Source organism: Marinobacter sp. CP1, assembly GCF_001266795.1.
In the GTDB taxonomy this organism is placed as follows: Bacteria; Pseudomonadota; Gammaproteobacteria; order Pseudomonadales; family Oleiphilaceae; genus Marinobacter; species Marinobacter flavimaris.
This window is the reverse complement of record NZ_CP011929.1, coordinates 2313559-2327328: the sequence shown is the minus strand read 5'-3', so window position 1 is coordinate 2327328 and position 13770 is coordinate 2313559. Positions and strand designations below refer to the sequence as shown.

Sequence of the window (13770 nt, the reverse complement as noted above, 5' to 3'; positions counted from 1 at the left end):
TCCTGTCACTCGGGCGCCCCGATCGGCTCTGCCATCTCGCCATGCCGCCGTGCGCGCCATTCCCGGAATTGCTCCAGCCAAGAAAGCAAGGCAGGAACCACCAGCAACACCAGAAGGGTCGAAAGCCCCAGACCAAACGCGATGGACGTGGCCATGGGAATCAGGAACTGGGCCTGCAGGGACGTCTCGAACAACAGGGGCAGAAGACCACCGATCGTTGTCAGCGATGTCAGCATCACTGCCCGAACCCGCTGTACCGCCGCTTCGTTGAGCGCATCGGTGATGTCCAGCCCTTTTTTCCGCTGCTGGTTATAGAAGGCTACGAGGATGATCGCGTTATTGACCACAATCCCGGACAGACCGAACAGGCCAAACAGGGAGAGAATGGTCAGCTGCAGCCCCATCAGCCAGTGGCCCAACAATGCGCCCACCAGGGCAAAGGGAATGATGGCCATGACAATCAGCGGCAGGCTCCAGGACGCAAACACCCAGGCCAGCACCACGTACATAAGCGCCAGTCCGATAACCAGGCCGGTTTGCATATCACCCAGGGTTTCCCGCTGGTCGGCCGCCCGGCCCTCGAAGCTGTAACGCACGTTATAACGACTGGCGATGTCGGGGAGGGCCTCGGCCTCAAGGCTGGTGAGGATCTGATCGGTGGTGCTGACCCGGGTGTTCAGCCCAGACGTCACCTCAACAGCCAGTCGCCCTTCGGCGTGTCGCAGGGCCTGGAAACCCTGCCGGTGATCCAGGTTCATAACCTGGGTCAGGGGCACAAAACGACCGTCCGGAACCCGGATCGTGATACGAGACAGGGTCGAAAGCCGCTCGCGCTGATCTTGTGGCAGCTGTACACGAACTTCCACTTCATCCCGGCCATCCTGGTAGATCTGGGCAATGCGACCATCAAAGGCCGCCCGGAGCTGGCGACCCAGATCCGACGTGGTCAGCCCCAACGCCTCACCATAGGCACTCACCTGGTAAATCAGCTGCTCCCGCCCCCAGGGCATGTCATCTTCCACATCAAGTACGCCAGGCAGCGTCGACAGCGCCTGCCCCAGTTCGTCGGCGGCCTGCTTTAGGCGTTCAGCGTTCTCACCGGTCAGCCGCACGTTGACGTCGCGGCCAGGAGGCCCGGCCTGGCGCTCGGAAATCGTCAGGTTGTCCAGCCCGGCGGGGGTCTCCAGCCGGCTGCGCCACTCGGTGATGAATTCCGGGTTGCGCACCGAACGGCGGTCGGAAGGCACCAGTTCGATCATCATTGAGCCCAGTTCGTCACCACTTCGGGAGCTGCCCTCGGCGCCCTGGGTTGCACCCCGTGTCGTTACGGCGTGAAGGATGAAATCGCCACCCAGGGCTTCTTCCGTCTCATTGAGCGTCGTCTGCATCTGGGTCAGGAAATCATCCACCGTGCCGCGATCGGTGCCGGCCACAAAGCTTGCGTTGGCATAGAAAACCGAGGGCTCCGGGGTCGGGAAGAAGTTGAAACCCAGCCGACCGCCGGCCAGCAGGCCGATGGTCACGATGGCCAGGGCCAGGGCACTGGCGACCGTGGCGCCCCGATGCTGAAGACTGTATCGGGAGAAGCGCCGGAACCGGCCTTCCCGGAACCGGTCGAACCGCTGTTCAAAGCCCTGCCGGAAACGTTCAATCGGGCCCGGCTTTTTCGGCTCCGACGCCGGAGATTTTTTCTTGCGCCGGGGTACAAAGGCATGGCGCAGGTGCGCGGGCAACACGATAAAACACTCAAGCAGCGAGGCGACCAGAACACAGATCATCACCAGTGGGATATCACCCAGGATATTGCCGATGACTCCGCCCACCACCAACAGGGGCATGAAGGCCGCAACGGTGGTTAACGACGAGGCCAGTACCGGCCAGACCATGCGCTTGGCCGCACCTTCCGAGGCATAAATGGACTCCTCCCCCATCCGCGCATGCGCATCGGCATCCTCGCCCACCACAATGGCATCGTCGACGATCACCCCCAGTGCCATGATCAGTGCAAACAGGGAAATCATGTTAATGGAACCACCGATCAGCCAGAGCACTGCCATGGCCGCCAGAAAGGCAGTGGGTATCCCGACGGCCACCCACAGGGCCACCCGACCCGGCAAAAACAGGTACAACAGACAGATCACCAGCACCAGACCGCCCAGACCGTTTTTCACCAGCAGGGAAATACGATCATCCAGCAGTTGCCAGGTCTCATCGTACACCTCCAGTTCCACCGTTGGCGGCAGCACCGGCCGAGTATCCGTCAGCCAGTTTTCCAGGACTTTGGCCGCTTCCAGCGAATTGCCGTTTTCCGATCGCTGCAACTGCAGCTCAACCGCCGGCTTGCCGTCCTTTTCCAGCGTTACCTGGCTCTCACGGGCCTCCTGACGAATGATGGCGACATCGCCAAGATGGAGCTGAACCCGCTCACCACTGAGCACCGGAATGTTCTCAAATTCCTGCGGGCTGCGTCGCTGCTCAACCGCGCGCAATTCCCGGGTGGCATCCTGCTGCGCCATCATGCCCGCTGGCAGGTCGCGGGAAATGGCCGCCACACGTTCGGCTATCTGTTCCAGTGAAAGCCCCAGTGTCTCGAGCCGCTCCACCGGTACATCAATGCTGATCTGCTGTTCCGGCAGGCCGCGGATCGACACCCGGTCAATGCCGCGCTGGAGCAGTTCATCTTCAAACCGGTAAGCCATCTGCCGCAACTCACTGCGATCGACATCCCCATAAACCAGCAACCGGGCCACCGGTTCATAACGTTCAATGCGGGTGACCTGGGGCTCCTCCGCCTCGGCCGGGAAGTTGGTGAACTCGTCCACCTGCTGGCGCACGTCATCCAGGGCCTGGATCGGGTTGGTGCCCTCCTCGAACTCAAGCGTGATGGACGAGACACTCTGGGCCGAGGTGGAGGTCATTTTCTTCAGACCATCGACGCTTCGCAGTCGCTGCTCAAGGGGGTTGGTGATGCCCTGCTCGACGTCCTCGGCGGAGGCCCCACTCCAGACCACGCGGACACTGACCACGTCCAGGGCAAAAGTCGGGAAAAACTGGATATTCATGCGGGTGAGTGCCAGTACGCCACCCAGCAGCATGACCAGCATCACCAGGTTGGCAGCGACCCGATGGTGAACAAAAAAAACCGATGACGCCCTTTTTCCGCCTCATTGTGCCGAAGCTCCGGAATCCGCGACATCCACCTTGAGGCCGGTCACCGCATTGGGCAGGTGTGTGGTGATCAGTTGCGCGCCAGACACCAGGGCTTCGCCAGACACCAGAAGGCGACGCTCGCCATTGCTACCCCGGGCTTCGCCAATGCGCTCGATCCGGGCGCGCTCCATCCGGCCATCAGAGGACATCAGGTAGACGCTGTCGGCACCGTAGAGGGCGCTGAACGGAATCGACACGGTATTGTTGCGTGCCGCCCGCTCCAGGGTAACGGGAATCAGACCACCCGGTCGTATCCCCCGGGCTTCACCTTCCAGCTCAAGAATGGCTTCGGTACCGGAGGGGTCGCTGGTGCCAGCGAAGCGGGTGAGCCGGAACCGGTGCTGATCCCCCTCGCTGGTGGCCGTCAGGGTTTCCCCGCGGGCCAGCGCATCCAGCAGCTCGCCACGGAACATCTCCGGGACCCGGGCCCTGAGTTCAAGACCATCCACGGGATAGAGCGACAGCAGCGGTTCGTTTCGGCTTACCTGATCTCCCTCGGCAACCCGGATATCGGTCACCATGCCGTCGAAAGGCGCAACCATACGGGCTCGTTCGGCATCCCGCCGCGTGCTGAGCAGGTTTGCCTCGGCCTGGGCCAATTTTGCTTCGAGGCTCTGCAGCCGAGCCGGGTGCTCTTCAATCGCGCGCTGCCGGGTATTCACCGTCAGCTCGGCTCGTGCGGCAGCATCGGTGGCCGCCTCCAGCGCTTCGCGGGAGGCCAGGTTCCGGCTAACCAGCGATCGGGTTCGCTCCAGCTGTCGGCGGGCGTTCTCGAGAATCGCCTGCTCGCTGGCCAGCGCTGCCTGGTCATTCCGATAGCGCACCTGCTCCGATCGGATCTGGGCTTTCAGATCGTTTACCTGAGCCTCGGCCTGAGCCAGGGCGGGTTGGATATCGGCCTCATCCAGAGCCACCAGAAGCTCTCCCTCACTGACACGCTGCCCCTCCGTTACCGGTCTGGCACCGATACGGCCCGCCAGGGTAGCGGTTACCGTCAGTTGCTCAGGCGCAAGAACCTCTCCGTAAAGGGGCAAAACCGGCGTGTGGGTTCCCGGCTCAACCTGCTGAACCTGAACACGCCAACTCCGCTCGGTGGCACTGACCTCTGCAGGCTCCGGGCGTGTCATCTTGAGAATCATGAAACCGGCGATACCGACGGCGAGAATCAATACGGGAATGAGTCGTTTGGACATTACTTGCTGGCCAGCTAAGGTAAAAAAAGCCCGTCGGGCTGTTAGGTTCAGACTACTATACAATCAAGGCTCGTTTTCGGATCGGACAAGCCTGGGTCCTGCGTCAATTTTACGCGGTGTATCCTCCATTCATGGCAACGGAGAGTATCTGTCTTGGCAGTAGAACATCATGTCAATCTCCTGAACGCAACGCTGATCAACGGGTTGATCGTTGCCGTCGTGGTCCTGATCCACCACGAAGTACTGATTAATTTGAGTGGACTCCTGTCGAAAATGCGGCAGAGTCATCGCTTCCGGCTTATTTCCGCCGTGTTCGGCGTTCTCGCAGCCCACACCCTGCAAGTCTGGATCTTTGCCGGTGCTTTTTACCTCATGCACCATGCCGAGGGCTGGGGCGAACTTGGCGGCAATTTCAGCGGCAGTATCCTGGACTGCGTCTACTTCTCCTTCACCACATTTACCACCGTCGGCTACGGGGATGTCGAACCCTTCGGAGTCCTGCGCTTCCTCACCGGCATAGAAGCACTGTGCGGGCTGGTTCTGATCACCTGGAGTGCCTCCTTCCTGTTCGTGGAAATGCAGCGCTACTGGCCCACCCGCTAGACTTTAGTCTAAGATCGACGGTTACTTTGCATTGATTCTGATCTAATACCCGGATCTTGCGGCATGTGCACTATCTTTGTACATATCGCCCCAGAGCGCCGGACATTCAGACCAGACCCATGGAAAGCTACAGGGAATCACAGAAGCACCTTGCCCGTCCTTACCGCAAAGCGGTACTGAAGACGCTGCTGATCTTTACCGCCATCAGCGGCCTGCTGTTTTTTACCCTCAACGTCCAGAGAGAGAATTACCCCCTGGCCTTTGCCGAGCTTGGCATGGCCTGCTACTCGGTTTTCATCCTCTGGGCCATTGGCAACACGAGACACCTGGAACGCTGGATTCTCGCCTTTATCCTGCCGTTCTGCATCACCATGATGTTCGCACTCACATCACCCCGGGCAACCACCACGGTCTTCGCCTGGGTCCTGTTGATTCCCATCCTTTCCCACCTTCTGATGGGCCGGCGCCTGGGCCTGCTGGTATCTGCCGTGTTCATGGGCACGGCAGCCGTGATCTTCTTTTTCAAATACCAGGATGCTCCGGACATGATACAGCCCCTTCCTATTGCCAATATGGGGCTGATGTCACTGACCATCCTCGCGTTCTCTCACATTTACGAGATCACTCGGGAGCAATCCGAATCACGCCTGCTTAAAATGGCCCAAACTGACGCACTGACCGGCCTCGCCAACCGGGCGCGCCTCAGCGATGTGTTTGAACAGGAGCGCAAACGCAGCCTCCGTAACGGAACCCCACTATCCGTGCTGGTACTGGATCTGGACCATTTCAAACAGGTCAATGATCAGCATGGTCATGAGGCCGGCGACCTTGCGCTCCGGCATGTCGCCAGCACCCTGCGCGCTTCGCTCAGAGCAACCGATCTGGCCACCCGGCTGGGTGGCGAGGAGTTCGCCATTCTGCTCACCAACACCACCGCAGACCAGGCTCATCGGGTGGCAGACAAGATCCGGGGTGCGATTGAATCTCACCCCGTGCCCTATCAGGATCAATCCATTGGCCTGACTATCAGCGGCGGCATTGCCCAGTTTGGTCCGGACGGTGGCGATCTGCGCAGCCTGATCGGCCGAGCCGACCAGTACCTCTATCACGCCAAGGATTCCGGACGTAACCGCATCATCAGCTCCGACAGCGCTCTGGTTCCCTGCCAGGCGTAACCAATCTAGCTCACACCCACTTGCAACGCGCCAGTGTGTAATAAAGCAATGGCACCACCAGAACGGTCAACAAGGTGGACATGGCCAGGCCAAATACCAGCGATATCGCCAGGCCGTTAAAAATCGGATCGTTCAGAATAAAGTAAGCACCCACCATCGCCGAGATCGCCGTCAACGCGATGGGTTTGATGCGCACCGCGCCCGCCAGAACCACCGCCTCATCAAGCTCGACACCCTCCTCAATCAGCTGCCGGATAAACACCACCAGCAGGATCGAGTTGCGCACGATGATCCCGGCCAGGGCAATCATGCCAATCATGCTGGTGGCCGTGAACTCGCGCCCCAGCAGCGCATGGCCGGGCATGATGCCGATCAGGGTCAGCGGGATGGGCGCCATGATCACCAGCGGCAGAATATAGGAACGGAACTGCGCCACCAGCAGAACGAAGATCATGAACACACCCACGCTGTAAGCCGCGCCCATGTCCCTGAAGGTTTCGTAGGTGATCTGCCATTCGCCGTCCCATTTGAGCGTGCCCTTTTCCGGCAATGGGGGCTGGTCGATGAAATACTGCTCCGGGGCCCCCGCTTGCTGGTTCAGGCGCTCGACCATGGCAAACATGCCGTACAGCGGCGAATCGATCTCCCCCGCCATGTCTGCCGTCACGTAGGTTACCGGTAGCAGATCCTTGTGGTAGATCGCCCCCATCCAGTCGGCTTCGCGTACGTCCGCAATGCTTGCCAGAGGAACCAGTGCGCCGCTGCGGCTCCGCACCTTCAGCGATAACAGCACCGATGGCTGGGCCTTGTCGCCTTCACCCAGAATCACCCGTATCGGAACAGGGTATTTGGCATGATCATCATGCAGGAAGCTGACCCCGGTTCCCCCCAGGGCGGTCTGCAGGGCACCAACCACCTGGGCCTGGGAAACACCAAGCCGTGCCGCACGGTCCCGATCCACCACCACTTCCCACTGCCGTGTGGGTGCCTCCAGGGTGGTGTCGATATCCACCAGGCCATCGACGCTGGTCATGCCTTCGGCCACTTGCCGGGCCAGCTCTGCCCGGCGGGTTTCATCCACCGCATAAATCTCGGCCACCACGGGTGACAGTACCGGCGGCCCGGGCGGCACTTCGACAATCTTCACACTGGCTCCGTACCGGTCACCGATTTCGGTCAGTGGGTCCCGGAGGGATTGTGCAATCGTATGGGACGACCGGTCCCGACTCTCTTCATCCATGAGATTGATCTGTATATCCCCGTGGTAGGGATCGCCGCGCAGGTAATACTGACGAACCAGGCCATTGAAATTGATGGGTGAGGCGGTGCCGGCGTAGGTTTGCCAGTTGGTTACTTCGTCCACCGTTTCCAGGTAGCTGCCCATATCCAGCAACACTCGCTGGGTCTGTTCCATGGGCGTGCGCTCGGGCATGTCGACCACAACCTGCAGTTCCGACTTGTTGTCGAAGGGCAGCATCTTCAGGATCACCGCCTGAAACACCGGCAATGACGAAGCCACGAGGGTAAGACCCACCACCCCCAGTGCCAGCAAACGGCGCCGCCAGGGATGGTCCCCCAGGAATGGCCCGAGCACGGTCCGGAAAATTCGCAGGGATAACGGGCTGACGCCATCCGCAGAGCTGGACGCCTCCTCGGCTTCGGCAGCCTGCTGCCCCTTCTTGTGTTTGAGAAGCCTGAAAGCCAGCCAGGGGGCCACCACGAAGGCGACAATCTGGGACAGCACCATACCCGCGGAGGCATTGATCGGAATCGGGCTCATGTAGGGGCCCATCAGGCCACTGACAAACGCCATCGGAATCAGCGCCGCCATGATGGTGAGACTGGCCATGATGGTAGGCGTGCCCACTTCATCCACGGCCACCGGGATGATGTCCTTGACCGCACGACGGGAGTTCTGGATCCGGCGATTGATGTTCTCGGTGATGACGATGCCGTCGTCCACCAGGATGCCGATGGAGAATATCAGCGCGAACAGGGACACCCGGTTCAGGGTAAATCCCCATGCCCAGGAGAACACCAGGGTCAGCAGCAGGGTAATCAGAACCGCGATGCCGACAATCAGGGCCTGGCGCCAGCCCATGGCCGCCAGCACCAGCAGCACAACGCACAAAGTGGCGGAGATCAGATCGGTAATCAGTTTGCGGGCTTTCTGGGAGGCGGTTACGCCATAGTTCCGGGTGACCAGCACCTCCACGGATTCCGGCAAGGCCCGGTTACGCAACTGCGCCAGGCGTTCTTCAATAGCCGTGGTGATATTGATGGCGTTCTCGCCAGGCTTCTTGGCGATGGCCAGGGTAACCGCCGGGTAAACCTGGCCGGGCTGGCCAGCCTTGCCGTCCCCATGGGCCGGTCCGAATCCGGTCATCAAACTCTGATCCGCCACGGTGCCACCACGGCTGACATCCGTCACGTCCTCCAGGTAAACGGCAGCGCCGTTGTGCATACCCACCACCAGACGCCGGACATCCGCCACCGTTTCCAGAAGCGTTCCGGCCTGGACCGGTATCGACAGATTGTCCCGGGTAATCCGGGCCTCCTGGCTGCTGGTGTTGGCCGCGGCCAAGGCGTTACGAATATCCTCGATGGTCAGGTTGAAGCCAGCCAGCAACGCCGGATCGAAACGGATATCCACGCGATCCGGAATGCCGCCGGTGGTATAGACATCCCGGGTGCCCGGAACCCGCTTCAGGGCAACTTCCAGCATGTGCGCCAGGCGGGTCAGTTCCTCACCCGTGTGGCCGTTGACCGGATCGTAGAGGGTCAGGGTCATCACCGGAACATCATCGATGCCTCTGGGTTTGATCACCGGCTGGGTCGCACCCAGATTGGCCGGCAGCCAGTCCTGGTTCGAATACACCTGGTTGTAGAGCCGCACCAGGGCCTCCTGACGTGGAATGCCCACCTCAAACTGAACCGTGATAACCGCCTGGCCCTGGCGAGACACCGAGTAGACGTGTTCCACGCCCTGGATCTCGCTCATCACCTGTTCGGCTGGCGTGGCGATGGCACTTTCCACTTCGCGGGTGCTGGCGCCAGGGAACGCCACCATGATGTCGGCCATGGTGACGTCAATCTGGGGTTCTTCCTCTTTCGGGGTGACCACCATCGCCAGCACACCAAGAATGATCGCCAGAATGGCCAGCAACGGGGTGAGGTGGTTGTTCTGAAAAACCCGGGCAATGGCCCCGGATGGGCCAACGGGCGGCAAATCACGGCTCACGGATTCGACTCCTCGACCGCGCCTTCAGCCGGATTCAAACGATCGCTGCCCACCAGTTCGGAGGGGTTCGTGACCACACGCTCGCCTTCACTGAGGCCGGCCAGGATCTCGAGCCTGCCGTTATCCCGCACCCCCGTGCGTACCTGGCGCAACCGGGGCTGATCCTGCTGGTCCAGCACGAACACGGCTCTGAGCTCGCTGCGTTGAATCAGACTGCTGGCCGGCACCCACAGAGCCTCCCGGCTGTTAACCGGCACGCTGACTTTAACCAGCATGCCGGGAAACAGGGAGCCGTTGGGTTCACTCAGGCGCATCCGCAGACGGAAGGTGTGAGTTTGCGGATTTGCATAGGGGTAGAAGGTCATCTCACCGGTTTCCAGCACCCGGCCATCGGCCAGGGTAACCTGCGCCTGACGCTCCGTGCGGGCCAGTTTGGCGTATTTCTGGGGAAGGTCAACCACAACCCGAAGCTGTTCCAGGGATAACCCACTGAGCAACGGCTGACCGGGATTGACGGATTCGCCAACCTCGACATGGCGCTCGGTGAGAATGCCACCGTAAGGAGCCAGCACGCGGGTATAGGAGAGTTGCTCCTGCGCCTCGGAAACCGCACCTTTGGCTCGCTCCACCCTTGCCCGGGCGGCGGCGAGGTTGTTACGGGCCTGATCGAACTCTTGCCGGGACACCAGACCCCGTTCGTGCACCGCTTCAATACGCTCAAACCGCTGCCTCGCATCCGCCAATGCGGCTTCAGCCTCTTCCAACCCGGCCTGGGCCTGACGCAAACGGGATCGCTGCTCACTGTCCTCCAGCTGGACAATCAGATCACCGGCCGCAACGGAATCATCCACGTCGTAAGGCAGGCTCTGGACCGTGCCACTGGTCTGGGCCGAGACGGTACTCTGCTGTACGGCTTCAATGACGCCATCGAGGTGCACGGTCTCCTGCAGCTCGCTGAGCTCGACGACCGCTGTCGTCGCCGGTCGGGAAGGCGACGCCTGCTGTCCGAGCGCCGCCTGGGCCAGCAGGCCGAGAGTTACAAGCAATCCTGCGGCAGCCATTCGCCCCATAAGGCACCTCCGGAAAATTCTGGTTATTACCTAATAACAAAATATTATCAGAATCTGGACCCGGAAAACACGGAAGGAACAGCTAGCCGGCCGATACGCGGGTGCCCGCCGAGCCGTCAAGGATAGCCACGGCATCCTGCAACCGGCCGATGCCGCTTATCCCACCAGCCTCGGCAAAATCGCAGGCGGCCTGCAGTTTCGGGCCCATGGACCCGGCCGGCATCTCCAGTGCCCGTGCCTCGGCCACGGTCAGTTCGGAAAGCGGCGTCGACTGGTCGGTACCGAAATCCCGGTAGACCGCATCCACATCGGTAAGCAAGAGCAGCGCGTCCGCTCCCAGTTGGCTGGCCAACAATGCACTGGCGGCGTCCTTGTCGATAACCGCTTCAATGCCCACCATGCTGCCGTCTTCACGTCGCAGCACCGGTATTCCGCCACCACCGGCACACACCACAACCACGCCCTGGTCGAGCAGTAACTTCAGTACGCGCATGTCCGGTATTTCCAGGGGTTTGGGCGAAGGCACTACCCGGCGCCACTTGTCGCCATCCGGCGCAATGCTCCAGCCCGCACCGGCGGCCCGGCGCTCGGCCTCTTCACGATCGTAGACCGGCCCGACAAACTTGGTCGGCTTTTCAAAAGCCGGGTCTCTGGGATCCACCACTACCTGGGTCAGCAGGGTTGCGACAGGCCGGTCATGTTCCAGGGCGTTCTCCAGCTCCTGTTCGATCATGTAGCCGATCATGCCCTCGGTTTCCGCTCCCAGGACATCCAGCGGGTAGGCCTCATCCGGTTTGTAGGAGGCACCCTGTAAAGCCAGCAGCCCGACCTGTGGCCCATTCCCATGGGTGACCACCAGGTCGTGGCCCGCCCGGACAACCGCGGCCAGCGATCGGGCCGCAATCTGCACATTTTTACGCTGGACCCCTGCCGTCAGCGGTTCTCCGCGTTTCAGCAGGGCATTCCCCCCCAACGCTGCCACAACCAACATGTCAGCCTCCCAGGGTCGCCACGAGGACGGCCTTGATGGTGTGCATGCGGTTCTCGGCCTGATCGAAAACAATCGAGGCGGGGCTTTCGAAGACCTCTTCAGTCACCTCCATGGCGTCGATGCCATAGGTCTCCTGAATCTCCTTCCCCACCACCGTCTCGGTGTTGTGAAAGGCCGGCAGACAGTGCATAAACCGAACCCGCGGATTGCCGGTTTTGGCCATCAGGGCCGCATTCACCTGGTAAGGCATCAGCAATTTGATCCGTTCGGCCCACTTTTCTTTCGGTTCGCCCATCGAGACCCAGACATCGGTATACACGAAATCGACGCCGGAAACGGCGGCGTCAACATCCTCCGTGATGGTAATGCGCGCTCCGGTTTCGGCCGCCAGCGCCCGGGCCTCCTCCTGAACGGTCTGGCCAGGCCAGCAGGCTTTTGGTGCGCACAAGCGCACGTCCATGCCCATCTTGGCGCCACCGATCAGCAGGCTGTCGCCCATATTGTTGGCGGCATCGCCGATGAACACGTAGGCCACATCCCGCAACGGCTTTTCCACATGCTCCTGCATGGTCAGAAAATCCGCCAGGATCTGGGTGGGGTGAAATTCATTGGTGAGCCCGTTGTAGACCGGCACGCCGGCGTACTGTGCCAGCTCTTCCACAACCGATTGTCCGAATCCCCGATACTCAATGGCATCGTAAACCCGGCCAAGAACCCGGGCAGTGTCTTTCACTGATTCCTTGTGGCCAATGTGGGTTCCGGTCGGCCCCAGGTAAGTTACCCGCGCCCCCTGGTCGAAGGCAGCAACTTCAAACCCGACCCGGGTCCGCGTGGAATTCTTCTCGAAGATCAGAGCGATATCCTTGCCTTCGAGCTTGGGCACTTCGGTGCCCGCGTACTTGGCCGTCTTCAGATCCGCAGACAGCTTCAGTAAAAAAGCGATTTCCCTGGGGCTGAAATGCCGCAGGGTAAGAAAATGTCGGTTCTTGAGATTGAATGCCATAACGTTTCTCCCTGGCTCTCAGATCGCGTCCCGGATGGTCGGGCAACTCATGCACCGACCCCCGCCCCGGCCACGTCCCAGCTCGGCACCGGGTATGGCCAGAACCTCGATACCCGCGGCCGAAAGCGCCGCGTTGGTATCGTCGTTGCGGTCGTAGCCGACAACCACACCAGGGCTCAGGGCCAGCACATTGTTGCCGTCGTTCCACTGTTCCCGCTCGCGTTCTTCCGGCGTGTCGCCGCCGGTTGCCACGACTTCCAGGGCCGGGTAGCCGAGAATTTCAGCAACCACCTCGAACAGATGCCGGGAATCCTGGTTGAAGGCCAGCGTCTTCGCTCCCTCACCGGGGCGCAGGTCGTAGCAGATCACGGCATCGGCCACCTCCTTGAAGGCAGTAACCACATTGCCGCCACAGAAGGTAAACACGGTATCCAGATGCATGGCCGAACGGGTTTTGGGCAACTGGCAGGCAATCACCCGGTCCACCATGCCGCCATCAAACAAGGCTTTCGACAGCTGACCGATGGCCTGGGGAGAGGATCGCTCGCCCATGCCTACCAGAACCGTTCTATTCCCCAGCGGCATGATGTCCCCACCCTCCAGGGTGGCCAGGCCATGGTCTTCCAGTGGGTCGCCCCAGTGCACGTTCACCTTGCCGGCGAATTTCGGGTGGAATCGGTAGATAGCGGCCATCAGAAGGGTTTCAGGCTTACGGGCAACCCAGTACATGGGGTTAAGGGTGACCCCGCCATATACCCAGGCGCTGTTGTCACGGGTGAACAGGAAGTTGGGCAGTGGCGGCAGAACAAAGCCGAAACGCCCGAGGTGGTTGCCAAACAGACCGACGGGATCGAATGGCAGATCCCCCACCTCCAGGCCACCGATCAGGAATTCGGCGAGTGCCTTTTCGGGGAGCTCGTCCATCCAGGCCCGCAGATCCGACACCATGCCCACGCCGATGTGGTTCCAGTTGATCCGGTGGTCCAGAATCCAGGCCCGGCCCTCAGGAATCGCCAGCGTTTCCGCCAGCAACTCGTTGACATCGAGCACCTCCACGCCCCGACCACGCATCACGCTGGCAAACACGTCATGATCTTTCTGGGCCTGCTTGACCCAGAACACATCATCGAACAACAGGGCATTGCAGTTGGACGGCGTCAACCGCCGGTGAGCCAGGCCCGGCCGGCAGATGATGACCTGGCGCAGGGTCCCGGTTTCAGAGTGCACTCCAAGTGTTTGTTCAGACATGACAAAACTCCTTTTGCCGGATGCTTAAAGCGAGGT

General features: G+C 60.9%; 8 protein-coding genes and 1 pseudogene. 2 read left to right on the top strand and 7 right to left on the bottom strand.

What is annotated here, in order from left to right; all coding sequences use genetic code 11:
- Positions 1-5: 5 nt before the first annotated feature.
- Positions 6-3168: pseudogene (locus ACP86_RS10700) on the bottom strand (efflux RND transporter permease subunit).
- Positions 3165-4403, bottom strand: coding sequence for an efflux RND transporter periplasmic adaptor subunit (locus tag ACP86_RS10695; RefSeq protein ID WP_053113732.1), 1239 nt, complete (start codon positions 4401-4403; stop codon positions 3165-3167). Before ACP86_RS10695 ends, ACP86_RS10700 begins: the two are co-directional and overlap by 4 nt.
- 153 nt (positions 4404-4556) lie before the next feature.
- On the opposite strand from ACP86_RS10695, the gene ACP86_RS10690 reads away from it, so the two are divergent.
- Together ACP86_RS10690 and ACP86_RS10685 are read left to right on the top strand one after the other, a co-directional pair.
- Positions 4557-5006, top strand: coding sequence for a potassium channel family protein (locus ACP86_RS10690; RefSeq protein ID WP_053113731.1), 450 nt, complete (start codon positions 4557-4559; stop codon positions 5004-5006).
- Between the two features lie 119 nt (positions 5007-5125).
- A complete protein-coding gene (locus ACP86_RS10685) occupies positions 5126-6181 on the top strand; it encodes a GGDEF domain-containing protein (protein ID WP_014579116.1) in 1056 nt (351 codons plus the stop codon).
- A 10-nt stretch (positions 6182-6191) separates the two neighbouring features.
- On the opposite strand, the gene ACP86_RS10680 is transcribed toward ACP86_RS10685, so the two are convergent.
- The 5 genes from ACP86_RS10680 to ACP86_RS10660 form a co-directional block, all read right to left on the bottom strand.
- Positions 6192-9422, bottom strand: a complete 3231-nt coding sequence (locus ACP86_RS10680) for an efflux RND transporter permease subunit (RefSeq protein WP_053113729.1) — start codon at positions 9420-9422, stop codon at positions 6192-6194.
- Positions 9419-10492 (bottom strand): efflux RND transporter periplasmic adaptor subunit, encoded by a 1074-nt coding sequence (locus ACP86_RS10675; protein ID WP_082220559.1) that lies wholly within the window; start codon positions 10490-10492, stop codon positions 9419-9421. Before ACP86_RS10675 ends, ACP86_RS10680 begins: the two co-directional genes overlap by 4 nt.
- Before the next feature lie 82 nt (positions 10493-10574).
- Complete coding sequence (gene arcC / locus ACP86_RS10670; protein WP_053113727.1) at positions 10575-11483, bottom strand: carbamate kinase; 909 nt, start codon at positions 11481-11483, stop codon at positions 10575-10577.
- Position 11484: 1 nt separating this feature from the next.
- Positions 11485-12486 carry an ornithine carbamoyltransferase gene (locus ACP86_RS10665; protein WP_008177136.1) on the bottom strand — a complete coding sequence of 334 codons (1002 nt, stop codon included), beginning with the start codon at positions 12484-12486 and terminating at the stop codon, positions 11485-11487.
- Positions 12487-12504: 18 nt separating this feature from the next.
- Complete coding sequence (locus ACP86_RS10660) at positions 12505-13734, bottom strand: arginine deiminase (protein WP_053113725.1); 1230 nt, start codon at positions 13732-13734, stop codon at positions 12505-12507.
- Positions 13735-13770: the final 36 nt, after the last annotated feature.

Coding starts and splice junctions, on each gene's coding strand:
- ACP86_RS10695 (WP_053113732.1), bottom strand. CDS start 4,403: ATGTCCAAACGACTCATTCCCGTATTGATTCTCGCCGTCGGTATCGCC.
- ACP86_RS10685 (WP_014579116.1), top strand. CDS start 5,126: ATGGAAAGCTACAGGGAATCACAGAAGCACCTTGCCCGTCCTTACCGC.
- ACP86_RS10675 (WP_082220559.1), bottom strand. CDS start 10,492: ATGGGGCGAATGGCTGCCGCAGGATTGCTTGTAACTCTCGGCCTGCTG.
- arcC (WP_053113727.1), bottom strand. CDS start 11,483: ATGTTGGTTGTGGCAGCGTTGGGGGGGAATGCCCTGCTGAAACGCGGA.
- ACP86_RS10665 (WP_008177136.1), bottom strand. CDS start 12,486: ATGGCATTCAATCTCAAGAACCGACATTTTCTTACCCTGCGGCATTTC.
- ACP86_RS10660 (WP_053113725.1), bottom strand. CDS start 13,734: ATGTCTGAACAAACACTTGGAGTGCACTCTGAAACCGGGACCCTGCGC.